This is a genomic window from Cryobacterium glaciale (genome assembly GCF_004402535.1).
Lineage (GTDB): Bacteria > Actinomycetota > Actinomycetes > Actinomycetales > Microbacteriaceae > Cryobacterium > Cryobacterium glaciale.
Window position 1 is genome coordinate 1 of sequence record NZ_SOEY01000016.1, and the last position, 23,929, is coordinate 23,929.

The window sequence follows — 23,929 nt, forward strand, 5'->3', positions numbered from 1 at the left end:
CGTCGATCCAGCCGACGCCGCGTTCGTTGTCGAGGTCGGTGGCGTTGATGTGGATCATGACGGTGGGGGCGGCGCCGCCCATGGTCGGGGTTTTCGGGTCGCGGGCGGCCGATTCGAACACGGCGCGGAGGATGTCGGCGCGTTTCTCGCCGGCGGTGCGGCGGTCGCCGTCGTAGCGGGTGTCACCGGTGGAGGGGTCGGCACTGAAGCGCTCAGTGCCGTCTTCTGCCGGATCGAGGCCATCCAACGCGGTGTTAGCGCCGTCCACGCCGCTGCCGTCAGTGGGTTCAGCGGGTTCAGCGGGTTCAGCGGGTTCAAACCGTGGCGTGCGAGACCGTGCGGACAGGTGGGTGTCGAAGAGGGTGTCCATGATGCCGCGTAGCTCGGGGGTGACGTCGGCGCGCAGCGGGTAGAGGCCGTTGCGCAGCAGGCCGAAGGTGAGGGTGCTTTTCGCTTCGGTCGCGTCGTCGCTCGGGGCGGTGCCGTCGGGGTCGAGCCGGCCCTGCCACTCCAGGGCTTGGGCGCGGAGCAGGTCGGGGGCGAAGCGGATGCCCGCCCCGGGCAGCCCCGCGGTCTCCGGGGTGATCGCGCCGGTGGCAGAGGCGACCAGGGCGCGTTCGACGTGGTCGAGGTCGTCCTGCATGACCGTGCCGTGCAGCGCGGTGAGGGTGGTGGCGATGATCTCCGCCGACTCGATACCCAGCTCGCCGCTGCCCAGTCCGTCGGCGATGACCGGATACCGGGCGGGCACGGGAAGGCCCATCGGGGTGCGTTCGACCGTGGTTTCACCGAGTTTGAGGCGGCGTTTGGCTTCGCGGCCGGAGATGCCGGCGAGTTGGCTGATGAATTCGACCCGGTTGCGGCATCCGTTTCGGTAGGCCAGCGACCCGCTGCCGAGGTCGGTCTCAGCACGAACGCCAATGTCGGTGGTGGCTCGTAGTCTGGCCCCATCGACCTTGCGACCCAGCCCTTCGAGGGCTGCCAGCACCGCGACGGCTTCACTGTCATCGAGGTGACCGAACCGAACCCCGTTCAGCGCCGCAGCCAGAATCGACCCGGCCTGAGCGACCGCCGCCACCAGGGATCCCTCGGGTTCCGGCACAGGGCCGGGTGCGGCGGGCGGGGCGGTGAGGGTCATGGCGACGGTGCCTCCTTCACCCACAATTCTAGCTCAAATCGCCCTTAAAGGCGAGAGAATCTCAATAATATGATGACGTAAATTCAGAAGTTTCTTCCCAAAACCGAGAGCGAGTAGACGGTTGCTCCATCATCCGTGAAGCAACCTTTCACCCGCTCTCGAGAGAAGACGCGCGACTCGGGTAGCCGAGCGAACCGCATCCATTATGGGCAAAACTATCCCCTGAACTGGGGCCGGTAAAAGCACGGGCACCGACAGTGGGGACTGGTTCGGCGTTTCTCCAGCGCGATAACGTAAGGAGTCAGCCTCATGCCGCGACTGCGGTGTGCCCCCACAAGGGCACATTGACTAAGAACATAGAAACCCGGGGGGCAGCGCTCAGTGACCAGCCTGACCGAAATTCTTATTGTGCACGGCCTTCTCCCGATCGAGGAACTCGACACGGTGCGGTTGAGTGAACGAGCCGACGAAGCGGCCGTGCGCCACTTGGTTGAGGCGGGCACCATCACGGAGTTGCAGTTCGCCAAGGCACGCGCCGAGCAGAAGAATCTTCCCTTCGTGGAGCTGCTGGACTACCCCGTCGACCGGCTCGCCGTGGCCAAAGTGCCGGCCGCAGTCTGTCGCCGGGCCAATGTGCTGCCGATCGCTTTCGAAGACGGTCGACTCATCGTGGCCATGGTCAACCCCGGCGATGTGTTCGCCGTCGACGACGTGCGCGAGGCCGCCCGCATGCGGGTCAGCCCGGTCGTCGTCGAGCCCTCCGACCTGCTGGCGGCCATCGCCCGCTACCACCGCGCCGACAACGAACTGATCGACCTCAGCACCACCCTCACCGCCGACAGCGACGAGCCGGAAGAGACCGCGGCTCAAACCGAAACGGATGACGCGGCGCCGATCGTGCGCTTCGTCAACCTGTTGGTCAGCCAGGCCATCACAGACAAAGCCTCCGACATTCACATCGAGCCGGGGGAGAACGACCTGCGCGTGCGCTACCGCATCGACGGCGTGCTGCACGAGATGCAGAGGGCGCCGTCGACCATCGCCGGCGGTGTCACCTCGCGTATCAAGATCATGAGCGACCTCGACATTGCCGAGCGTCGCAAACCACAGGACGGCCGCATGTCGGTGCACCACAACGGCCGCACGGTCGACCTGCGCGTGGCCGTTCTGCCCACGGTCTGGGGCGAGAAGGTCGTGCTGCGAATCCTCGACAACGCGACCTCGTCCATGAGCATGAGCGGCCTCAACCTGCTCACCGACAACTTCAACGAGTTTGAAATGGCGTACACCAAGCCGTACGGCATGATCCTCGTCACCGGTCCCACCGGTTCGGGTAAGTCCACCACGCTCTACACGACCCTGCACGCCATCTCCCGACCGGAGATCAACGTGATCACTGTCGAAGACCCCGTGGAATACCGCATGCCCGGGGTCAACCAGGTGCAGGTCAACCGCAAGGCCGGCCTCACCTTCGCCGTCGCGCTGCGCTCCATTCTGCGTGCCGACCCCGACGTCGTGCTCCTGGGCGAGATTCGAGACCAGGAGACCGCGAAGATCGCAATTGAGGCGTCGCTCACCGGCCACCTCGTATTGTCGACCCTGCACACCAACGACGCGCCGAGCGCCATGACCCGGCTGATCGAAATGGGCATCGAACCGTTCCTGGTCGGTTCGGCCCTGGACTGCGTCGTGGCGCAACGGCTGGCCCGGCGGCTGTGCGACCGGTGCAAAGCCCCCGACGACCGCACCGACCTGGCCTACCTGGGGTTCGCGGTCAAACCCACCGTGGGCTACGTCGCCAACCGCGACACCGTCATCCCCGAGATGGGGCCGGCCGTCGACCCCACTACGACCGGCACCATTATCTACAAACCAGTCGGCTGTTCGAGCTGCTCCAAGACCGGGTATCGCGGGCGCCTCGGCATTCACGAGATCATGACGGTGTCCGAGGAGATCGAACGCCTCACCGTGGCCCGCGCGTCGAGCGCCGAAATTGCTGCGGCCGCACGCAAACAGGGGATGGTGACCATGCGGGAAGACGGCTGGGCCAAGGTTGCCCTCGGGCTCACCTCGATCGACGAGGTGCTCCGTGTGGTCTCCTAACCGCTGCATTCCCAGCCCGTTACGACAACGAACCCTGGCGAGGTCCCCTCGATGAGCATGTTCAACTATGAGCACGTCGCCGACGAACTGACTTCGCAGCCGGCCGACGCCGCCAACCAGGCAACCGTCGACCTGCGTGCGCGTCGCCTGTTGCGCTCCGACGAACCGCTCACCGGGAGCGCACCGGATGCCCATTTGGTGCAGGCCCTCGACCTCGTGATCACCGAGGGAGCGAGCGACCTGCACATCTCGGGGGGTGCGCCGCCGAGCATTCGGGTAGACGGTGCCCTGCGCCCGATCGTCGGATGGGACCGCTGGTCGCCCGAGAAGGTCGCCACCGCCCTCGGCAGCATCCTGACTCCGACCCAGCGCGAAGAGTTCGACAAAGAGCTCGAGCTCGACTTTGCCTACACGATTGACGGCACGCGCTTTCGGGTCAACTTCTACCAGCAACGCAACACGGTCGGCGGCGCCTTTCGGCTCATTCCGAACGAAATCAAGTCGCTGCCCGAACTAGGGATTCCGGCATCCGTTGCCAGGTTCGCGCACCTGCCGCGCGGTCTCGTGCTGGTCACCGGGCCCACCGGGTCGGGCAAGTCCACGACCCTCGCGGCGCTCGTCGACCTGGTCAACCGCACCAGGGCTGACCACATCGTCACGGTCGAAGACCCGATCGAGTTCATTCACGAAGCCAAGAAGTCCATGATCAGCCAGCGCGAGGTGGGGCAAGACACTCACAGCTTCGCATCCGCTCTCAAGCACGTGCTGCGCCAGGACCCCGACGTCATCCTCATCGGCGAGCTGCGCGACCTCGAGACCATCTCGGTGGCGCTGACCGCCGCCGAAACCGGCCACCTCGTCTTCTCGACCCTGCACACTCAAGACACGGCGCAGACGATCGACCGCATCATCGACGTCTTTCCACCGCACCAGCAGGCCCAGGTGCGCGCGCAGCTCGCCGCGACCCTGCGCGGAGTGCTCTGCCAGACGCTCGTGCGCAAGATCGGCGGCGGCCGCGTGGTGGCCACCGAGATTCTCGTGACCACGGCGGCCATCTCCAACCTCGTGCGGGAGGGCAAGACCCACCAGATTGCCTCAGCCCTGCAATCGGGGCGCACCCAGGGCATGCACACCATGGACCAGCACCTGGCCGAACTCGTCGACGCCGGACTCATCACCCGCCAGGCCGCCGAAGAGAAGGCCACGGACGTGGCGGTACTGAAACAGCTCGTGCACAGGATCGACCCGACGGATACCCCGGTCGGCGACCTGAGCAACGGCGAAATTGACTTCAACGATTCGTTTTCGCCGGGGAGGCGCTAAATGTCAACCGATATGTCCTTTGCTTACACCAGCCGTGACGCCCGGGACCGCGTCGTCAAGGGCCGCATGGAAGCCGGGTCTGAGCGTGCCGCGCTGCAACAGCTGCGCACCATGGGGCTCTCGCCCATCTCGATCGCCCCGGCGCGCAAGCTCAAGGGCCTCAATATGGAACTCAGCATTCCCGGGTTCCACAAGCACGTCGGCCTCACCGACCTCGCCGTAATGAGCCGCCAGATGGCCACCATGACCGCGGCCGGGCTGTCACTGCTGCGCACGCTCAACATTCTCTCGGAGCAGACCGAGAACAAGCAGCTGGCCCAGGTGCTCGCCGTTATTCGCAGCGACGTCGAGACCGGGGTGTCCCTCTCCGAAGCCTTCGACAAGCACGACGTGGTGTTTCCCCCCATCATGATCAACCTCGTGCGAGCGGGCGAGACCGGTGGTTTTCTCGAAGACGCCCTCAACTCGGTGGCCGACAACTTCGAGAGCGAGATGAAGCTGCGCGACACCATCAAGAGTGCGCTCGCCTACCCGGTGATCGTGCTGATCATGGCGCTGCTCGCCGTGGTGGGCATGCTCATCTTCATCGTTCCCGTGTTCGAGAAGATGTTCAAGGGTCTCGGCGGCGCCCTCCCCCCGGCTACCCAGGTGCTCGTCATGCTCTCCAACGGCATGATCTGGGTGGGGCCGATTCTGCTCATCGCTGCCATCGTGTTCTCGGTCTGGTGGCGCAAGAACAAACACACCCTGGCCGTGCGCCGAGTGGTCGACCCGTTCAAGCTCAAGCTGCCGGTGTTCGGTCAGCTGCTCACCAAACTCGCCATCGCCCGGTTCAGCCGCAACTTCGCCACCATGATCGGCGCCGGTGTGCCCATTCTGCACTCGCTCAAGATCGTCGGCGAGACCTCGGGCAACTATGTGATCGAGTCCGCCCTCATGAAGGTGCAGGAATCGGTGAGCCAGGGTCGTTCCATTGCCACCCCACTCGCGCTCGAGCCGGTCTTTCCGGCCATGGTCACGCAGATGATCGCCGTAGGAGAGGATGCCGGCGCGCTCGAGCAGATGCTCACCAAGATCGCCGACTTCTATGACCAGGAGGTGCAGTCCACCACCGAGCAGCTCACCGCCCTTATTGAGCCGCTCATGATCGCCGTCATCGGCGTGGTCATCGGTGGCATGGTCGTGGCGCTGTACCTGCCCATGTTCAGCGTGTTCGACTACGTCAAATAACGGATAGAGAGTGCGGTCCCCATTTGGGCTGCACTCCTTCTGGGGGTGGTCAGCCCCCCGAAAAAACAGGGGTCGGGTATAGGCGCCAACCTAGGCTGAAAGTGAGCAACCCCACCGCTTTGCTCCCTGCTGAATCACGCAAAGGACACACACATGAACCGCTTCTCCACGACCGCCCTGGTCAACAAGCGCAAGGCCCTCGGCGAGAAGGAGAAGGGCTTCACGCTCATCGAGCTTCTCGTTGTCGTACTCATCCTCGGCGTTCTCGCCGCGATCGCCATTCCGATCTACCTCGGCCAGCAGGACTCGGCCAAGGACAATGCCGTTGCCGCTTCGATTACGAACGCGAAAACCGCTCTCGTTGCGGAGCTTGTCTCCGGCACCGATCTTTCCACCATTGTCGCCGACTTCCCCGGGGCGCTTGACGCCTACACGTCCAGCACTGACATCACGGTCACACTGACGGATGACACTGTAACGGGTGGTACGCCGGCATTCACCATCACTGGTTACTGGGGCACAGCCGCTACTGGCACGCACATCCACACCATTTCGGACACCGGCGCAGCCCAGCCTGCGGCGTAAGAAAACGCGGAAAGCGCCCGGCGGGGCGCACAATGCGTCCCGCCGGGTCTCATCCATTAAAATTGGTCACGGGAAGGAAACGATGGTGAAGACTCACGTCTCAATTCCGTCGCGCACTTCGGGTGACGCCGGCTTCGGCATCATCGAGATTGTCGTCTCGATGCTGCTGCTCTCACTGCTCGCCATCGCCTTTCTGCCGATGCTCGTCACCTCGCTGCGGGTTTCGGTGTCCAATTCCACCTTGACCTCGGCCACCCAGCTTGTAGCGACGCAGATGGAGAGCATCCGCTCTCGCGGCACGACCTGCGAACCGCTTCGCGCCTATGCCGCCACCCTGCCAGCGGTTTTCGACCCCGACGGCCGCGCGCTGCAGCCCCGCTTCGACCCCATCGCGTGCCCGACGACGTATCCTGCCACGGTCAAGGTGCGGGTCTTCGTAACCGAGGTCGCGACCAGTGAGATCCTCGCGGATGCCACCACGAGTATTTTCGTGAAGGGCTAGGCCCCGTTATGACCACTACGGCCAACCAACGCCGACACGGTGTCGTGTCGGGCACCCGACCGAGTCGGCGTTCTGAGTCTGGCTATACTCTCGTCGAGCTGCTCATCTATTCGAGCCTGCTCGTTCTCGTTCTCACTGTAGCGGGGGGCATGTTGCTCAACACCCTCACGTCCGAGCAGAAGGTGCTCGACAGTGCTAACGCGAACACCGTCAGCCAGCTGATCTCCTCGTCAGTGCACTCCGGCGTGCGCAATGCCACCGCCCTCAAGATCACCGACAGCGCTGACACCGACGACCAGCTTCTCGTGGTTACCGCGGTGAGCAGCGACCCGGCCGCCACGGCCGCCGCGCGCGTCTGCCAGGCCTGGTACTACACCGAACAGAACGGCGGGGCAATGTACTACCAGCGCGGCACCGCCCCCATCGTCGCCCCGACAGCTGACGCCCTCGCCCACGAGATGACCGGCTGGACACTGCTGGGCTCTGGGCTGTCGGCCACGGAGGTCTCCGCCGGTGTCACCCAGCCCCTTTTCCACGCCTCGAGTGCCGGTAATCCGTCGATCACCCTCAACTTCGCGATCAACGCCGACGGCGACAGCAGCCCGGCCTTGATCTCCACCACGGTAACCAGCCGCCAGAGTGCGGCCTCGAACGGGGCACCATGTTTCTGATCCGCAGGACACCGCTGACCCTCGTCGTCGAGCGCGGCAGCAGCATGCTCGCCGTGATCGGCCTCATGGCCGTGGCCGGTGTGGCCACGCTCGCGATTGCCGGTTCCACCATGAACTCCCTCGGTGTGAGCAGCGCCACCCGCGCAGGAGTTCAGGCCCAGTCCGCGGCGGAGGCCGGCATCGATGCCGCCCTGCTCAAGCTCACGACCGCGACCTGTGCCGCTGGCTTCTCGACCTCGGATCCGGTGGCAGCGGTGAAAATCTCACAGTCAACGAGTGCGACCAATAACACCTGGACCGACGGCTGCCCCATTCCGTCATCCCTGCGAGTGAAGATCGTGGCGACGGGAGAGGCCGGAGATACCGGTGTCGGGGGCAATACCACCGGGGACCAACGCATTGTGGAGGGAATCTACGCCTACGTGCCGGCCAGCACAGGTGCCCCCGGGACGGGCTCGGCCCTGTACTCCCATAATTTTGGAACCTTCGCGGGTTCAAGTCAGTTGAATTCTGTCGACGGTTCCGAGCCGGTCGTGCAGGTTCGCCACGACAACGTGACCTGCGACATTACAAATAAGGCGTCGAGCGCAATTTTGAATGCCGACCTCGTGATCGCCGATGGCGGACTTGAAGTTGGTGCTTCCTGCCAGGTTGTCGGCGACGTCTGGGCCACGAAGCCGGTGTACCTGCACGCATCGGCCCAGGTACATGGAAACGTTGTGGCGCCGAGCGTTAGGTTCATCGAGAGCAGCATTATTCACGGCAGCGTGTGGACAACAGGGGCCACGGTCCTGGAAACCTCCGCATGGATCAAGGGTTCAGTGACTGCCGGTTCACTGAGCATGATTAACAGCGCAAAAATCGACCAAAATGCCTGGTCTGCCGGAGCGACGACGATCGGTCACACCACCAACGTGATCACCGGCCATCTCACTACGAAGTCGCTCACCAACAGCGGGCCCGGTGTCATCACCGGCGGTACAACGCTGGTTCCGTCCGGCCCCGGAGTCGGTTCGCCCCCTGCGGTCGCCCCGGTCGTGCCCGACTGGGTCGATGTCGGCTATGACCTGACGGACTGGCCTGGTTTTCAGGTGGCAACGATGAACCATGGTTGTAAGCTCGCAGATATTCAGGCGGCCGCAAATCTGTTCACGGGGCCGGGGATCATCGACGCCCGGGAGTGCCCTCAAGGCGTGTTCCTCAAGGAGAACACCGTGCACCTCAGTTTGCCTCACGACCTGGCAATCTTTGCGAGTCGTTTTGAGATCGGCCTGGACGCGCAGATTGACGCACCGGGCACGGCGGCTCGAAAGCTGTGGCTGATCACGCCGGACGAGACGGCCGACGCCCTGCCAACCTGTAAGAATGCCAGTGGAAACTCTGACATCAAGCAGTCTTTCATCGTGCAGGCCCCCGTGACAGCAATGCTGTACACGCCATGCTCGATCGACCTTAGTTTCTCGGCACAGTGGCGCGGCCAGCTCTACGGCGGAACTGTGGGTACCGCGGGCTCTGCGAAGTTGCACTACGCACCGGTGGGTATTCCGGGCACTGACCTCTCCACGGGAACGACACCGGGCTCTGGCGGAGCGGCAGCGAAGCTCGGCGCACGCATTTCGATTCGAGATCTGAATGGCTAGCACCATTGCCGCAGTGTTTGGCATAGTCGGCGCGCTCATCGGCAGCTTTCTCAACGTCGTAATCTACCGTGTCCCGGCTGGCCGCTCCATCGTTTCGCCGCCGAGTTCGTGCAGCAGCTGCGGCGCGCGCATTCGGCCGTACGACAACATTCCGGTCTTGAGTTGGTTCGTGCTGCGCGGCGAGTGCCGTGATTGCAAAGCCCCCATTTCGCCGCGTTACCCCATGGTGGAGCTCGGCACGGCGGTGTTCTTTGCCGTCGTTGCCCTCTGGGCGTTCTCACCGGTCGATTTTGCCTGGGCGGCCGTCACGACAACGACCAACGTCTTCGCGACCCAGCTCATCGTGCTCGCGGCCTTTCTCTATCTGGCGGCGATCAGCGTGGCCCTCGCCATGATCGACCTCGACACCCACACCCTGCCGAACAAGATTCTGCTGCCGGCCTACCCGGTCGCCGCCGTGCTGCTGGCGGCGGCCGCATTCGTTGCCGGCGAACCGGAGCGCCTGCTCACCGCCGGAATCGGTGGGGCGGCCCTATTCGGTCTCTACCTCGCCCTGGCGCTGATCAGCCCCGGCGGCATGGGGCTCGGCGACGTGAAACTGGCCGGCGTGCTCGGTCTCTACCTGGGCTATCTGGGGTGGGCGCCGCTACTGGTGGGGGCCTTCGGCGCTTTTCTGCTCGGCGGCGTCTTCGGCCTCTTGTTGCTCGCCACCCGCAAGGCCAAACGACGCAGCAGCATTCCCTTCGGCCCCTGGATGTTGCTGGGGGCCTGGCTCGGCGCCTTCTTCGGCGATCAGGTGGCCCTCGGTTATCTCACGCTGTATGGCCTCGTCTAACCGGCCAGAGCCCACTCACCTTCTTTCGTCCTGTTTTTGACCACCGCTTACACACCCATTTCTGATCCAACTTTCTCACTGGGGGAAAACATATGACTACACGTGTGGTCGGAATCGACATTGGCACAACCGCCGTGCGAGCCGTCGAAATGCGGGATGCCGAAACGGATCATCCCGTGCTCGTGCGCTGCCATGAAGAACCCTTGCCCTTCGGTGCGGTCAGTCGTGGTGAAGTTCTCGAGCCCGCCGTTGTCGCCGCAACGCTCAAGCGCATGTGGTCGCGCGGCGGCTTCACGACCAAAGACGTCGTGCTCGGCATGGGCTACCACCGGATGGTCGTGCGCAACCTGACCGTGCCCAAGATGTCCCTGCGCCGCATTCGCGAGTCGCTGCCGTTTCAGGTGCAAGACCTGCTGTCGTTTCCCACCGCCGAAGCGCTGCTCGACTTCTACCCCATTGCCGAGGTCGACAGCGAGGGGGAGTCGGGGCCGCAGATCTCCGGGCTGCTGATCGCCGCTATGAAAGACGTCGTGCAGTCGCACATCAAGGCAGCGCGGCTGGCCGGGCTGCACACCATGAATGTCGACATCAATTCGTTTGCGCGCAGTCGCGCCATCCACCGCGGGGTGACCGTGCCCGACGTGGTAGTGCAGATCGACATCGGTGGCGGCTCGTCGAGCGTACTCATCTCCTCGAACGGCGTGCCGCAGTTCATGCGCGTCATTCCCTCCGGCGGCAACCAGCTCACCAAGGCCCTGCGCGTGCGACTCGGCATCGACGAAGAGGCCGCCGAGGTACTCAAGAAGAGGCTCGGACTGCCCGAGGTCGAGGTGGCGCCCGAAGACGAAATCGCGGCGACGATTATTCGGGAGATCACCTCCGAACTGCTCGAGAGCCTGCGCAACACCGTGGCGTACTTCACCAACAACCGCCCCGAACTGCCGATCGACCGCATCGTGCTCATGGGCGGCGGCGCTCGGCTCGACGGCTTCGGAGCCGCCCTCAGCGAGCTCACCCGCTTTCCGGTCGTTCCGGCGCAGCCCTACGGCGGGCTCGAATTGGGACCAGACGTCAATCAGGCAGATCTAGAAAACTCCGAGTGCACGTTTGTCGCGGCCCTGGGACTGGCATTGGGGAGCAAAGCATGAAACGGCCACTGGAAAACCGAGAGCTGATTCTTGGCGGGGAACCGCGGGCAGACCTGCTCCCGCCCGAGCTGAAGGCCCGGCGTGCCGGTCGAGCACTGCACCGTGCCCTCACCATCGCGCTGGTCGGCATCGTCGTGATCATGGGCGCGTCGATCGGCTCGGTCTCGTTGAAAGCGGCCATTAACCAGAACGACCTCGCGGCCGCGAAGATGCGCACCGACGAGATCCTCATGGAGACCACGACGTACGCCGAGGTCAGCCAGGTGCAAGACCAATACAACACGACCCTCGCCGTGCGCGGGCTCGGCCTGTCGACCGAGGTGGACTGGAAGTCCTACCTGGCCGACATCCGCTTGATTCTGCCGGCCGACGTAAACATTGGCACGGTGAGTGTCACGACCGCTTCACCGTGGACGGCCTTTGCGCAGAGCGAGGTACCGCTCATGCAGCCACGCACCGCTTCCCTCGCCCTGGAGCTCACGAGCTCCGGGCTGCCGACGGTGCCGCAGTGGCTTGTGGGCCTGAGAGACCTGCCGGGTTACGCCGATGCGAGTCCGGGGTCTATCTCCCGCTCAGAGGACGGCAGCTACGTCGTGAGCCTCGCCCTCAATATCAACGCCTCCGCGTTGACGAACCGTTTTGCCGTGAAGGAGTAGAGATCATGAACAGAGATCGCCTGTGGGGACTCATCTGGATCGCCGCCGTCGCCGCCGTTGTGCTGCTCGGTACCCTGCTCGGCATCGTGCCGAAAATCGAGGAGGCCAACGCTGCCTCGCGCGAACTCACCACGGTGGAGGCCCAGAACGCGGAGCACGAGGTGGCCCTGGCTACCCTGAAAGACGAGTTCGCCCACCTGGATGAGCTTAAGGACGACCTGGAAGAATTGCAGGTCGGCATTCCGCTGGCCGCCGACATTCCCGCCTTCGTGGCCCAGCTCGACGCCATCGCCGCCCGGCACCAGGTGACCCTCGACCAGATTTCGATCAGTGACGGCACCGGTTTCGTACCGATCGAGCCGGTCGTTGTCGCCGAAGAGGACGCAGCAGCCGCCGACACGGCAAGCACCGACACGGAAAGCACCGCGGCCCTCACGATGGGCCCGCGCCTGTCGCCGGAGAACTACATCTCGGTGCCCATCTCCATCGAGGCGAGCGGCACCAGCGCCACCGTGCTCGACTTTCTCTCCGGGCTGCAATACGGCGATCGCATCATCGCCATCAGCACCTTCTTCACCGATTCGGGAGACGCGGCGGAAACCGTCACCGTCTCGATTTCGGCTGAGATCTACGTGCTCGTCGACCCGTTCGCGAAGGCCGCCGCGTAGCCCGTCTCGTAACGTTCAAGCCCCCGACACTTCGTGTGTCGGGGGCTTTTGCGTGCCCGTGAGTGCCGCGGGCACCCCCAGATCGCGGGACTACCGCCGCCGGGGCCGCATCCCTAGCGTTACGCCTTACGCAGACCATTGCGAGCAAGACTTACCCTCTGGCTCCATTCTCGCGAGGCCTGCACGGGCCGGTCGTCGTCTCTCGGCGACCGGTCGTACCAGCACCCGCACGGCCGTACCTGTTCCGCTGCAATCAGTACCCGACGCTTGCTCCGAGAAGGATTCGCACATGGACGACCCGAAAAACTCCCCACAGCTTGCCGAACTGACCGAGTTCACGCCGGTCTCGGCCGGCGCGGCCGTGAACGCGCGGCACCAGGGCGAAGTAGACCTGTTGCCGTCGAAGCGCCGACTCACGCGCGTGGTGCTCCGCCGCGTTCCCAACGATCGCATTCTGCGCAGCGTCGACCCGATGCCGACCGAACTGCCCGACGTGCTCGGCGACCCTGACGCCGACCTGATCGACGCGCTCAACGAGGTCGTGCTGCGGCAGGCTTCCGACTTGCACGTCGCCGTCGGCGCCCCGCCGACCATTCGTCGCGACGGCGAGCTAGGTGCAGTGGGCATTTCGCCGGTTTGGTCGAGCGAGAAGATGAGCCTGGCGATTCGCAGCATCCTCACCCGCGCCCAGCAGGTGACCTTCGATCGTGACCACGAACTCGACTTCGCCTACACCTTGCACGCTGCAGTGTCGAACGACACCGACACCAGCCGGTTTCGAGTTAATGTGCACCAGCAGCGCGGCGCGGTCGGCGCTGTCTTCCGGCTCATTCCCAGCGACATTAAAGACCTCAAAGCGCTCGGCATTCCCCAATCTGTGGCCGCATTCTCGGCCCTGCTCCGCGGGCTCGTGCTCGTGGCCGGCCCCACCGGGTCGGGAAAATCCACCACGCTCGCCGCCCTCGTCGACCTCGTGAACAGCACTCGCGCCGACCACATCGTCACCGTGGAAGACCCGATCGAGTTTCTGCACGCGCACAAGAAGTCTCTCGTGACCCAACGCGAGGTGGGGCACGATACGGCGAGTTTCGCATCCGCTCTGAAACACGTACTGCGGCAGGACCCCGACGTGATTCTCATCGGGGAGCTGCGTGACCTCGAGACCATTCAGGTGGCTCTGACCGCCGCCGAGACCGGGCACCTCGTGTTCGCGACGCTGCACACGCAGAGTGCGGCGCAGACCATCGACCGCATCATCGACGTATTTCCGCCGCACCAGCAGAACCAGGTGAGATCGCAGCTCGCCCAGACCCTGCAGGGCGTGGTCTGCCAGACCCTGGTGAAGTGGGCGAACGGTTCCGGCCGGGTGGTGGCGACCGAGGTACTCGTGACCACACCAGCCATCGCCAACCTCATTCGCGAGGGCAAGACGCACCAGATCGAATCGATGATGCAGACCGGCCGGGAACGCGGCATGCACACCATGGACCAGCATCTCGCCGAGCTCGTGAACACCGGGCAGATCACCCGCAAGGCCGCGCTCGCGAAGGCCCACGATGCCGACGGGCTCGATCTGCTCGTGCATCGCACCGACCCGGTGGCGGGCGGCGGAGCCTTCGCCTTCGCCGGGGCGAGCGGGGGATACAGCTCGGGGTTCAACGCCGACGCCGGCTACGACGCCGGCCGCGATGCCGACTACAACACCGGGTTCTCCCGGGCGGTGATCTGATGCCGCAGCCACTCGCCTTCAGCTACACCGGCCGCGACACCACCGGCAAGACCGTCAAGGGCCGGGTTGATGGGCAGAGCTCGGGGCAGGTGGCGACGCGACTGAACGCGCAGGGCGTCGCGCCCGTGTCGATCGTGGAGGCCCCGCCGGCCACCGGCATGGCGCGCTCCATCTCGCTGCCGGGCTTCTCCCGCGGGGTGCGTCTGAAAGACCTCGCCATTCTGAGCCGGCAGTTCGCGACCATGATCGCGGCCGGGCTGTCACTGCTGCGGGCGCTGCGCATTCTCACGGAGCAGACCGAGAGCAAACCGCTCGCTGCGGTGCTCGTCGTGGTACGGGACGACGTCGAAGCCGGGCAGTCGATCTCGGAGGCACTTGCGAAGCATCCGCTGGCCTTTCCGCCGATCATGGTGAACATGGTGCGAGCCGGCGAGACCGGCGGCTTTCTCGACCGGGCGCTGGGCTCGATCGCCGAGAACTTCGAAAAGGAGGTCAAGCTGCGCGACACCATCAAGTCGGCCATGACCTACCCGGTGATCGTGCTCTCGATGTCGGTCGCCGCCGTGATGATCATGCTGATCTTCATCGTGCCCATCTTTCAGGACATGTTCGCCGGCCTCGGCGGGGCGCTGCCGCTGCCCACCCAGCTGCTCGTGACGCTGTCGCAGTCGATGATCTACATCGTGCCGATCGGCCTCGTTTCCGGCGTCGCATTCGCCCTGTGGTGGCGCCGCAATAAGCACACCGACCGGGTGCGGCAGACGCTCGATCCGCTGCGGCTGAAACTGCCGGTGTTCGGACCGTTGCAGAAGAAGATCTCCGTGGCGCGATTCAGCCGCAACTTCGCCAACATGCTCGGCGCCGGCGTGCCCATTCTGCAAGCGCTGAAGATCGTAGGGGAGACCAGCGGAAACTGGGCCATCGAGAACGCCCTGGCGCAGGTTGCCGAGGGCGTGCGCCGCGGCCAGTCGGTCTCGGAGCCGCTGCAGGAGCATCCGATCTTTCCCGCCATGGTCACCCAGATGATCGCGGTCGGGGAAGACGCGGGCACGCTCGAGCTGATGCTCGACAAGATCGCCGACTTCTACGATCAGGAGGTGCAGTCGGCCACCGAGCAGCTCACCGCCATGATCGAGCCCCTGCTGATCGCCTTTCTCGGTGTTGTCATCGGCGGCATGGTCATCGCCCTCTACCTGCCCATCTTCAGCATCGCGAGCATGATCCAGTAGGCCGGGACTGCCTCCGACCCCCGCCCAGGCGGGGGCCTTGGGCATGCCCAGACCCGGTTCGGACCGCCCCTTTCAGGGGGCGTCCGTTATGGGGGTGGGGAATACCCAAATCACCCGCAAACGTGGGTCGTGCTCGAGAAAATCTCGCCCCTAATCTGAAGCTCCGATCGCACCCTCGATCGGAAGAATCACCGCACAGCATTACGAGTCCTTACCCGGCTCGCTTTCGCACCACCCACTCCAACCCGAATGGACACCCCCATGCTTACTCGCCTGCTCGCTTCCCTCAACCTGCGCCGCGCACGTTTCACCGAGAACCAGAAAGGGTTCACGTTGATCGAGCTGCTCGTCGTCGTGATCATCATTGGAATTCTCGCGGCCATCGCCATCCCGGTCTACCTGGGAGTGCAGAACAACGCCAAGGACGCGAGCGTCAAGAGCGACCTCGCCAACGCCAAGACCGCCATCATCGCCGTGCAGACCGAGACCGGTGCCATGCCGGCCACCGCCGCGTTCACGGCCATTCCCGGCGTCGTCAGCTACGGCTTCACCCAGGGCCCGAACACCACCACGATCAACTACGTGAATCTCACCGCCAGCACGTTCTGCATTGGCGCCACGAGCTCGATCGGTTCGCAGTACTACGTGACGGAGTCCGCCGCCATCGCCAAGGTCGACGCCGCCCACCCGGGGACCGGCTGCACCTTCTAAGCCACGCAAGCGGATGCGCCGGCCCGGCCGCAGCATCCGCTGGCAGCCCTGCTTCATCTCTCTGCACCGCTACCTCTCCCAATCGGCATGAGCCGGGGTAGGCCTTCGGGTCGCCCCGGCCGCGCGGTTTTCTCACCCTGACCTCGCGAAGGAGGCTCTCGTGCACACCCTGCTCCGTCACCTGGGCCGCCGCATCGCCCGAAACGCCACCGGTAACAACAGCAACGACGCCGGCATCAGCCTCATCGAAGTTCTCATCGCCATGCTGATCTTCGCCGTCATCGCGGTCGGTGTGGGCTACGGCATCGTCACCTCCCTCTACCTCAGCAACGACGCCCGGTCACGCGAAGCCGCCACCAACCTCGCAGCGCAGGAGATCGACCTGGCCCGATCGGCGGGCGACGTGTTCAGCGTGCTCGACCGCACCACCACCGTCGTGCAGAACGGCACGACCTTCAGCGTGCACCGCTCCACCGACTGGGAAACCACCACCGGTGCCGACGGCAACTGCGGATCCGGCGGCGGCCAGCTGCGCTACCGCCGCGTCAACGTCTCCGTCACTTGGGACAGCATGCGCGCAACGACCCCGGTCGTGCGCGCCGACAGCGCTCTCGCCCCTGGCAGCCGCATCAACGATCCCGGCCTCGGCACCATCCTCGTCTCGGTGCTGACCGCTTCCGGCAGCGGCGCCGCCGGTGTGGCCATCTCAGCCGTGCCTGGCGTCGTGCCCAATGCTGCTGCAACCTTGACCGAGACCCCAACGGCAACGGATGCGCAGGGTTGCAGCTATCTGCTCAAGGTCAAACCCGGCACGTACGACGTGAGCGCGTCCCGACCGAACTTCGTCGACAAGAACCAGGCGAGCTCGTCGACGATGACCGTCGGCGTTGCGGCCGGGGGAGCAGCATCCGTTGCCTTCGCCTATGACCTGGCCGGCACGATTACGGCCAGCTACGGCACGAACGTGACCTCGGGAACCACCCTGCTCCCGAACGACCTGCACACAACCTGGCGCAGCACCTATGCCGCCTATACGCCCCTGAACGCTAGTACCGCCACCACCCAAGCGGTTCGGCTGCATCCATTCGCGTCGGGCTATCAGGTATTCGCGGGCAGCTACGTGGCACCCACGCCCACCACGAACGGCTGCGTCGCGGTCGATCCGGCGGCCTGGACGACGCCGGCCCCCGACGGCGCGATCGGCACGGCGGCGGCCCAGGTCGCCACGCTGCCCGGTGGCGGCGCGAGCGTGGACGTACCGCTCGGCGTGCTGACCGTGTCCGGCCTGGCCGGGCAGTACCTGCTGGCCGTCTCACAGCCGGCCGGAGTTGCGGCCGGAGACCCCGGCTGCGCTCTCGAGACCACCTTCAGCTTCGGGCCGCTGCCCGCCGGCCCCTCGGCCCAACTCGGCCTCCCGTTCGGTTCATTCGCACTGTTCTCTGGTGCCTCCAGCGCCACGACAATCGCACCGGTCCCGGCGGCGAACCTGGTCCTACTCACTCGCGGCAGCATTGCCGGGTCCGTCGTCACGCTGGACCCGCGCCTGGTCGTGGCCCCGTGACGCGCTGGCAGCTGCTGCGGGCAGGCAACCGGGAGAGCGGGCTCTCCCTCGTTGAACTGCTCGTCTCGATGGTGCTGCTCGGCGTGCTTCTAAGCATGATCTCCGGACTCTACATCTCTGCGACCCGGTCGCTCGATCAGGCCAAGTCGCTCGGCAGTAATACCCGACAGGTGTCCAACGGTATGAACGAGGTGGCTCGGGTCATCCGCGCGGCCACGGCGAACCCCGTGGCGGGGCATCCGCTCTCCGACCCGGCCGTCGAGGAGGCGACCGCGGAAGCGCTCACCCTGTACGCCTACGTCAACCTCGGCATGTCGGCGCAGCGGCCGGTGAAAATTCAGCTGGCGGTCGACGCCGACCGGCGCCTCATCGAGACCCGCTGGGCGTCGATCGCGCTCGCCGGCGGATTCTTCTCCTTCGAAACGACGCCCCAGTCGTCGCGCATCGTCGCCGAGAGCGTCGCGCCGGGCGGCACCGCACTGTTTCGCTACCTGGACAGCGCGGGGGTGCCCGTGGCCAGCGCCGGTGCCTTCACGGCCACCGAGCTGCGCAGCATCGCCGCCATTTCGGTGAATCTCACCGTGCAGGCCAGCCCGACGGATGCTCGCAGCGCGGTCACCCTGCAGAATACGGTCGGTATGCCCAACGTGGCTCTGGCGGCCCGGCCATGAGCGCCCGGTCGAACGCGCGCGGCTCCGCCTTCGTGCGCGCAGCTCGCGCGCGCCTCGGGCGCGGGCCGAATGAACCGGACGCCGCTTCCGAACGCGGCGCGGCGCTCGTCGTCGTGATCGGCCTCGGGCTGCTGCTGCTCACGCTCGTCGCCACCGCTATGACGTTCTCGGTCAGCGGCAGCCTCAAGGCCACGAGTGATCAAAACTGGAACGGCGCAATGGCCGCCGCCTATGCCGGGGTCGCCGACTACGAAAGCCGCCTCGCCAACGACAACACCTACTTTCATTATGGCAACTCGGCCGCCGCCTTCAGCGTCGGAAGCGCTCTGACGCCTCCCTCTGTGCCCAATCCCGCGTTCGACGTGGGAGCCGCGGGCGGCTGGGGCAGCGTCGCCGGCAGCGGCGGCACGGCCAGCTACCGGTACGAGGTCGACAACTCCGTCTATTCCGCCTCGGGCGTTCTGCGCATCCGCTCCACCGGCCGGGTGGGCACCTCCACCCGTAGCATCGTTGCCAACCTGCGCCAGGACGGGTTCATTGACTACCTCTATTTCACGATCTATGAGATCCAGGATCCGGAACAGAGCGGCCTGACCGCCTGCGCCGACACCTATGCCTGGGCGGGCCGCTCAGTACCGTGTAGAGATATCGCCTTCGGCGGCGGCGACGTCATCAACGGTCCGGCGCACTCCAACGACACCATCCGCATCTGTGATGCCACGTTCAACGGGCTGGTCACCACCGGAAGCCCGGGTCCGACCGGGTCGAATTACCTCAAACAGAACTCGAACGGCGGCGCCTGCTCCGGTCAAGTATTCAACGGCGGCCAGCCGACGACCAGCCCGGTCATCGCGATGCCGGCTACCAACATGCAGCTCAAGCAGGAAACCCGGACCGACGCCGGTATCGACGCTCCGGGTTGCCTCTACACCGGCCCGACCAGCATCGTACTGAATAGCTCGGGCACGATGACCATCCGTTCGCCCTGGACCAAGAAGACCCGCATCGTCGGGGACCCGGCGACGTCGGGCAGCACGCCGGCGGCCTGCGGCCTACCGGGAAATGCCAATGGCCAGCTCGGCTCTACGGCCGGCGCCACCGTCCCGGTGTTGAACGCGAACCTGCTCTTCGTCCAGAGCGTTCCGGGCGTCGTGACTGATCCGAACTATACGAGCAGCACCGACTGGCCGAGCGGCCAAAGCGCGGCCACCTGCTCCGTCGGCAACGGAATCGGCTTTCCCGTGACGCATGAAACCGCGCCAAGCGCCCGGTCCTATGACTGCCGGAGGGGTGATGCCTTCGTCAAGGGAACCCTGGACGGCACGATGACCATCGCCACCGACAACTTTCTCTACGTCACCGGCGACATCATTTATTCGGATGCATCCACCGACGTGCTCGGGCTGGTCGCGCAGAATGCCATCTGGGTTTGGAACCCGTACTGCGACAGTACGCATGGGGTGATTTGCCCGGGGGTTGGCCGCGGTGCAGGCGGCGCCATCCTGCCTGACAATCGGCGCATCGACGCGGCCATGCTCTCGCTCGACCACACCATTCAGGTGCAGAACTACGACCGCGGCGGCGCGCAGGGAACGCTCACCATCAACGGTTCCCTCGCACAGAAGTACCGCGGGATCGTGCGCTCCGGCAGCAACGGTTACACCAAGAACTACACTTACGATCCGCGCTTTCGCTACATAGCGCCGCCCAAATTCCTCTCGCCGGTGTCGGCCCGCTACAGCGTGAACCTGCTGGTTGAAGTGAGTTCGGCGTTCACCGCGCGGGGTGCGGCGGTTCCGTAATGACCGGCCGCGCCCAGCATCCACTCGTCAGTTCACCCGTCCCTATATATAAGGAGCACTCCTCGTGGCCCAGAGCGTCGTAGGAATAGACATCGGCACCGCGCATCTGCGCGCCGTAGAGGTTCGAAACCCCGGCAAGACCCGGCCCACCGTGCTGCGCTACCACGAGGTGCCACTGCCGACCGGCGCCGTCAGCGGCGGTGAGGTGCTCGAACCGCACACCGTCGCGGCCGCGCTCAAGGCACTGTGGTCGAGTGGCGGGTTTCGATCCCGCCAGGTCGTGCTCGGCATGGGCAGCCAGCGGGTGCTCGCCCGCGACCTGAGCGTGCCCAAAATGTCGCTGGCGCGCATTCGCCAGTCGCTGCCGTTCGAGGTGCAGGACCTGCTGCCGGTGCCCGTCGCCGACGCGCTGCTCGACTTCTATCCCATCTCCGAATCCACCACCGAGCACGGGCCCACCGTGAACGGGCTGCTCATCGCGGCGGTCAAGGCCGCGGTGGTCGCCAACGTGTCGGCGGCCCGCCTGGCCGGCCTCACCACGATCGACGTCGACCTCATCCCGTTCGCGGTCAGCCGTCTGCTGGTCACCCGCCCCGGCATCGACGGCGTCGTCGCCGTGATCGACCTCGGCGCCACCACCACGAGCGTGGTCATCACCCGGCAGGGCGTGCCGCAGTTCGTGCGTATCATCCCCACCGGAGGCGACGACGTCACCCAGGCGCTCGCGGCTGGCCTGAAAACGGATGCTGCCACCGCCGACCTGCGGAAGCGTCGCGTCGGCCTGCTGGCCGCGACCACCGCCGACGGGACGCCCCGCCACGAGGTTTCCTTCGACGGGATCCTCGCCGGCGGATCGGGCCCGATCGACACGGCCGGAGCCCACATCATCGCCGAGGTCATGAACGACCAACTCGGCAGTGTGGTCAACACCCTCAGCTATTACGCGAGTACCCGGCCGAGCGACCCGGTGACCGCGATCGTGCTCAGCGGCGGGGGAGCCCAGCTGCCGGGGCTGCCGGAGGCCGTGTCGAAACTGACCCGGTTGGGGGTGACAACGGGGGATCCGTTGTCGACGGTGGGGCTGGCATCCGCTATCGACGCGGAGGGGCTGCGTCTCGGCAGCGCCGCCTACACCGTGGCCCTCGGACTTGCGCTCGGGCGTGCCGCATGAGTCGCCGTGCGAAAGATGAAGCGCTCGTCATCGGCGGCGATCAGCGGCTCGACCTGCTGCCGCCCGAGGTGCGCGCTGAGCGGCGCGGCCAGCAGCAACGTCGGCGCCTGAGCCTCGGCGTCGTCGGAGTGGCCGTGATCGTGGGGCTGCTCGTCGGCTCGGCGACGGCGCTCTCGCTGACGGCGCAGGCCGACCTGGCCAGCGAGCAGGCGCGCACCGCGACCCTGTTGACCGATCAAGGCCAGTACTTTGCCGTGCGGGCCCTGCAAAACCGGGTCACCCTCACCGAGGCGGCGCAGCGGGTGGGAGCCTCCACCGAGATCGACTGGACGGACTACCTGGGCGCCGTGCAGAACACCCTTCCGAGCAGCGTGGCGATCAGTTCCGTGCAGGTCGACTCGGCCACGCCGCTCGCGGCCTACGCCCAGGCGACCGCGCCGTTGCAGGGGGTGCGGGTGGCGACGGTGTCGTTCACCGCCACGAGTGCCCTGCTGCCGGACATTCCGGCCTGGCTGAGCGCGCTCGGCACCCTTGACGGATTCGCCGACGCCCTGCCCGGCTCGGTCGCCCTCGACCAGACCACCGGCATCTACACGGTCACCATCACCATGCACGTCAACGATCTGGCGTTCGCGCATCGTTTCGACCCGACGTCCGATCCGAAGGAAGAGAAGCAGCCATGAACCACAGCAAACTCTGGCTCATCGGCTCGGTGCTGGTGACGAGCGTCATCGTCGTGCTCGGCTGGCTGCTCGGCATTGCCCCGCAACTCGACAGCATGAACGCCGCCAACGCGAGCCGCGCCGCCGTGCAGGCGACGAACGCCGGGCACGTGGCCCTGCTCGCTCGCCTCAAGCACGACTTCGCGAACCTCGACGCCCTCACGACGACAGCGGATGCGCTCGCCGAGTCGGTGCCGAGCGGCTCGGCGATGCCGGCCCTGGTAGATCAGCTCGACGCCGAGGCCCTGGCCGCCGGCCTCACCCTGACCGGAATGACGGTGACCGAGGCGGTGGCCTACGCGCCGATCCTTCCGGTCGCGGCGGGGGTGCCCGCGGTGACCGATGCGGCGGCGGCTCCGGCGGCTGTGCCGGCGGTCGCGCCTGTTGCGCCCGCAGCTCTGGCCGCGACGGTCGCGACGGAGGTCACCGCCGCCAACTTCGCGGCCTTCCCGCTGCAGGTCACCGTGACGGGCAGCTACGCCGAGGTGCTCGACTTCGTCTCCCGTCTGCAGTCCGGGAGCCGATTGTTCCTCGTCAGCGGCCTCGACACCGCCCGGGCGCCCGGGCCGGCTGGCCTGGTGAACGCGACCGTCTCTGGACTGGTGTATTCGCTCGTTGCAGCGGCGCCGGCATCCGTTGGATAATACGGCGGCGCGCCGAGTCTTCATGGCATTTGCTGCGCCCTTGGTACAGTAGAAGTCAGTCACGGCGAAGGCCACGAGGAGTTCAGCATGAGCGACAACACGCCAATCGACGGCAAGAAGAACCCGGAAACGGATGCTGCCGCAGCGCCCGATGTGAGCCCGGCCGAGCACGGTTCCAGCGACCAGGGCGAGCACGCTGCGCCGGCAGCTGGGGCGGTGGAGCCGGAACCCGTGCAGGAACCCATCGTCATCGACTATGACGCCATCAACGCCAACCTGAGCGCGGCTGAGCGCGCCGATGCCGTGACGGCCTCGGCGGACGACCGCAACCTGGCACCCATGTCCACGGCCGCCCCGGTCGCGTCCGCTGATGCCGACGCGCCGAGCCTGGCCGACGACTACGCCGATTCCTATGCTCCCGCTCAGACCGTCCCGGCCACGAGCACGGCTTTCGACTCCGAGCCGGTCGTGCAGATCGTGCCGGAGGAGCGCGTCGTGGGAACGGCCACCGGCGTGGAACAGCCGGTCGAAGAAGTTACCGTGGCCACTGCGCCGTCCTACACACCGCCGGCCCAATCGCCCATCTATGTGCAGGCGCCCACCAAGCCGAAGGACCGCAGCAACCGGGGCGGCGGCATTCTCATCGCCCTGCTCGCCACGGTCGTCTTCGCGGTGCTCTACGCCGTCGCGGCGTTCATCATCATCGGTGTGACGAGCACGACCATCGCCGACACCGTCAGCGGGTTCACCGAGTTTGCTGCGCTGCCGGTGTTCTACCTTCCGGTCATCTTTTTCTTCCTGGCCTACAGCGCCCTGATCGCCCTGGTCAACCGGGGCGGCTGGTGGGCCTACGTGCTCTTCGGATTCCTCGTCGGCGTCATTGTCTACTTCTCCTACATCGGCGCGGCCATGCTCGGCCTCGTCCTCGACGGCCGGTCCGACGGACTCAGCCCGGGCGAACTCAGCCGCATCGTCGGCAGCCTGTGGCTGAACCCCGGGGCCATCGCGGCCGGGCTCATCGCCCGGGAGGTACCGATCTGGGCCGGAGCCTGGATCGCCCGCCGCGGACGCCGCGTCACCGCTAAGAACCTTGAGGCGCGCACCGAGTACGAACGCCTGCTCGCCGACGGCCCGCACCTCACCCGCCCGTAGCCCCAGGCTTCTCGCCCCGGCTCCTTATTGCGGACGAG

22 protein-coding genes are annotated in these 23,929 nt (G+C 65.8%); 21 read left to right on the forward strand and 1 reads right to left on the reverse strand.

Going from position 1 to position 23,929, the window contains the following annotated elements; translation table 11 throughout:
• Nucleotides 1-1,138: DUF222 domain-containing protein (locus tag E3O06_RS07425; protein WP_134502358.1), on the reverse strand; the 1,138-nt coding region annotated here is incomplete at its 3' end.
• A 381-nt stretch (nt 1,139-1,519) separates the two neighbouring features.
• On the opposite strand from E3O06_RS07425, the gene E3O06_RS07430 reads away from it, so the two are divergent.
• The 21 genes from E3O06_RS07430 (at nt 1,520) to E3O06_RS07530 (ending at nt 23,891) form a co-directional block, all read left to right on the forward strand.
• Complete coding sequence (locus tag E3O06_RS07430) at nt 1,520-3,241, forward strand: GspE/PulE family protein (RefSeq protein WP_134502360.1); 1,722 nt, start codon at nt 1,520-1,522, stop codon at nt 3,239-3,241.
• A 51-nt stretch (nt 3,242-3,292) separates the two neighbouring features.
• On the forward strand, nt 3,293-4,564 hold the full coding sequence (locus tag E3O06_RS07435) for a type IV pilus twitching motility protein PilT (RefSeq protein WP_277612246.1): 1,272 nt from the start codon (nt 3,293-3,295) through the stop codon (nt 4,562-4,564).
• Nucleotides 4,565-5,794 carry a type II secretion system F family protein gene (locus E3O06_RS07440; protein WP_134502362.1) on the forward strand — a complete coding sequence of 410 codons (1,230 nt, stop codon included), beginning with the start codon at nt 4,565-4,567 and terminating at the stop codon, nt 5,792-5,794.
• Nucleotides 5,795-5,947: 153 nt separating this feature from the next.
• Nucleotides 5,948-6,379, forward strand: coding sequence for a prepilin-type N-terminal cleavage/methylation domain-containing protein (locus tag E3O06_RS07445; RefSeq protein ID WP_134502364.1), 432 nt, complete (start codon nt 5,948-5,950; stop codon nt 6,377-6,379).
• A gap of 85 nt (nt 6,380-6,464) precedes the next feature.
• On the forward strand, nt 6,465-6,881 hold the full coding sequence (locus E3O06_RS07450) for a type IV pilus modification PilV family protein (RefSeq protein ID WP_134502366.1): 417 nt from the start codon (nt 6,465-6,467) through the stop codon (nt 6,879-6,881).
• Between the two features lie 8 nt (nt 6,882-6,889).
• Nucleotides 6,890-7,552 carry a hypothetical protein gene (locus tag E3O06_RS07455; protein ID WP_134502368.1) on the forward strand — a complete coding sequence of 221 codons (663 nt, stop codon included), beginning with the start codon at nt 6,890-6,892 and terminating at the stop codon, nt 7,550-7,552.
• Nucleotides 7,543-9,192, forward strand: a complete 1,650-nt coding sequence (locus E3O06_RS07460; protein ID WP_134502370.1) for a bactofilin family protein — start codon at nt 7,543-7,545, stop codon at nt 9,190-9,192. Before E3O06_RS07455 ends, E3O06_RS07460 begins: the two co-directional genes overlap by 10 nt.
• Nucleotides 9,185-10,027, forward strand: a complete 843-nt coding sequence (locus E3O06_RS07465; RefSeq protein WP_134502372.1) for a prepilin peptidase — start codon at nt 9,185-9,187, stop codon at nt 10,025-10,027. Before E3O06_RS07460 ends, E3O06_RS07465 begins: the two co-directional genes overlap by 8 nt.
• 92 nt (nt 10,028-10,119) lie before the next feature.
• Nucleotides 10,120-11,175 (forward strand): type IV pilus assembly protein PilM, encoded by a 1,056-nt coding sequence (pilM, locus tag E3O06_RS07470; RefSeq protein ID WP_134502373.1) that lies wholly within the window; start codon nt 10,120-10,122, stop codon nt 11,173-11,175.
• On the forward strand, nt 11,172-11,831 hold the full coding sequence (locus E3O06_RS07475; protein ID WP_134502375.1) for a hypothetical protein: 660 nt from the start codon (nt 11,172-11,174) through the stop codon (nt 11,829-11,831). Before pilM (E3O06_RS07470) ends, E3O06_RS07475 begins: the two co-directional genes overlap by 4 nt.
• Before the next feature lie 5 nt (nt 11,832-11,836).
• Nucleotides 11,837-12,499 (forward strand): hypothetical protein, encoded by a 663-nt coding sequence (locus E3O06_RS07480; protein ID WP_134502379.1) that lies wholly within the window; start codon nt 11,837-11,839, stop codon nt 12,497-12,499.
• A 289-nt stretch (nt 12,500-12,788) separates the two neighbouring features.
• Nucleotides 12,789-14,228, forward strand: a complete 1,440-nt coding sequence (locus tag E3O06_RS07485) for a type IV pilus twitching motility protein PilT (RefSeq protein ID WP_277612247.1) — start codon at nt 12,789-12,791, stop codon at nt 14,226-14,228.
• Nucleotides 14,228-15,457, forward strand: coding sequence for a type II secretion system F family protein (locus E3O06_RS07490; RefSeq protein WP_134502382.1), 1,230 nt, complete (start codon nt 14,228-14,230; stop codon nt 15,455-15,457). The genes E3O06_RS07485 and E3O06_RS07490 overlap by 1 nt, the downstream gene beginning before the upstream one ends.
• 261 nt (nt 15,458-15,718) lie before the next feature.
• Nucleotides 15,719-16,168: a type II secretion system protein gene (locus E3O06_RS18245; protein WP_277612248.1), complete on the forward strand. Its 450-nt coding sequence runs from the start codon at nt 15,719-15,721 to the stop codon at nt 16,166-16,168.
• Nucleotides 16,169-16,328: 160 nt separating this feature from the next.
• Entirely contained in the window at nt 16,329-17,729 is a 1,401-nt protein-coding gene (locus tag E3O06_RS07500; protein WP_134502385.1) for a type II secretion system protein, read from the forward strand.
• Nucleotides 17,726-18,400: a PilW family protein gene (locus E3O06_RS07505; protein WP_166788139.1), complete on the forward strand. Its 675-nt coding sequence runs from the start codon at nt 17,726-17,728 to the stop codon at nt 18,398-18,400. The genes E3O06_RS07500 and E3O06_RS07505 overlap by 4 nt, the downstream gene beginning before the upstream one ends.
• Nucleotides 18,397-20,202, forward strand: coding sequence for a hypothetical protein (locus E3O06_RS07510; protein ID WP_241979974.1), 1,806 nt, complete (start codon nt 18,397-18,399; stop codon nt 20,200-20,202). The genes E3O06_RS07505 and E3O06_RS07510 overlap by 4 nt, the downstream gene beginning before the upstream one ends.
• Before the next feature lie 64 nt (nt 20,203-20,266).
• Nucleotides 20,267-21,373, forward strand: a complete 1,107-nt coding sequence (gene pilM / locus E3O06_RS07515) for a type IV pilus assembly protein PilM (protein WP_134502392.1) — start codon at nt 20,267-20,269, stop codon at nt 21,371-21,373.
• On the forward strand, nt 21,370-22,056 hold the full coding sequence (locus tag E3O06_RS07520; protein WP_134502395.1) for a hypothetical protein: 687 nt from the start codon (nt 21,370-21,372) through the stop codon (nt 22,054-22,056). Before pilM (E3O06_RS07515) ends, E3O06_RS07520 begins: the two co-directional genes overlap by 4 nt.
• Complete coding sequence (locus E3O06_RS07525; protein WP_134502397.1) at nt 22,053-22,739, forward strand: hypothetical protein; 687 nt, start codon at nt 22,053-22,055, stop codon at nt 22,737-22,739. Before E3O06_RS07520 ends, E3O06_RS07525 begins: the two co-directional genes overlap by 4 nt.
• An 87-nt stretch (nt 22,740-22,826) precedes the next feature.
• Nucleotides 22,827-23,891, forward strand: coding sequence for a hypothetical protein (locus E3O06_RS07530; RefSeq protein ID WP_134502400.1), 1,065 nt, complete (start codon nt 22,827-22,829; stop codon nt 23,889-23,891).
• Nucleotides 23,892-23,929 lie beyond the last annotated feature (38 nt).

Coding starts and splice junctions, on each gene's coding strand:
- E3O06_RS07455 (WP_134502368.1), top strand. CDS start 6,890: ATGACCACTACGGCCAACCAACGCCGACACGGTGTCGTGTCGGGCACC.
- E3O06_RS07530 (WP_134502400.1), top strand. CDS start 22,827: ATGAGCGACAACACGCCAATCGACGGCAAGAAGAACCCGGAAACGGAT.
- E3O06_RS07475 (WP_134502375.1), top strand. CDS start 11,172: ATGAAACGGCCACTGGAAAACCGAGAGCTGATTCTTGGCGGGGAACCG.
- E3O06_RS07480 (WP_134502379.1), top strand. CDS start 11,837: ATGAACAGAGATCGCCTGTGGGGACTCATCTGGATCGCCGCCGTCGCC.
- E3O06_RS07485 (WP_277612247.1), top strand. CDS start 12,789: ATGGACGACCCGAAAAACTCCCCACAGCTTGCCGAACTGACCGAGTTC.
- E3O06_RS07460 (WP_134502370.1), top strand. CDS start 7,543: ATGTTTCTGATCCGCAGGACACCGCTGACCCTCGTCGTCGAGCGCGGC.
- E3O06_RS07445 (WP_134502364.1), top strand. CDS start 5,948: ATGAACCGCTTCTCCACGACCGCCCTGGTCAACAAGCGCAAGGCCCTC.
- E3O06_RS07435 (WP_277612246.1), top strand. CDS start 3,293: ATGAGCATGTTCAACTATGAGCACGTCGCCGACGAACTGACTTCGCAG.
- E3O06_RS07490 (WP_134502382.1), top strand. CDS start 14,228: ATGCCGCAGCCACTCGCCTTCAGCTACACCGGCCGCGACACCACCGGC.
- E3O06_RS07520 (WP_134502395.1), top strand. CDS start 21,370: ATGAGTCGCCGTGCGAAAGATGAAGCGCTCGTCATCGGCGGCGATCAG.
- E3O06_RS07510 (WP_241979974.1), top strand. CDS start 18,397: ATGAGCGCCCGGTCGAACGCGCGCGGCTCCGCCTTCGTGCGCGCAGCT.
- E3O06_RS07525 (WP_134502397.1), top strand. CDS start 22,053: ATGAACCACAGCAAACTCTGGCTCATCGGCTCGGTGCTGGTGACGAGC.
- E3O06_RS07440 (WP_134502362.1), top strand. CDS start 4,565: ATGTCAACCGATATGTCCTTTGCTTACACCAGCCGTGACGCCCGGGAC.
- E3O06_RS07465 (WP_134502372.1), top strand. CDS start 9,185: ATGGCTAGCACCATTGCCGCAGTGTTTGGCATAGTCGGCGCGCTCATC.
- E3O06_RS18245 (WP_277612248.1), top strand. CDS start 15,719: ATGCTTACTCGCCTGCTCGCTTCCCTCAACCTGCGCCGCGCACGTTTC.
- pilM (WP_134502373.1), top strand. CDS start 10,120: ATGACTACACGTGTGGTCGGAATCGACATTGGCACAACCGCCGTGCGA.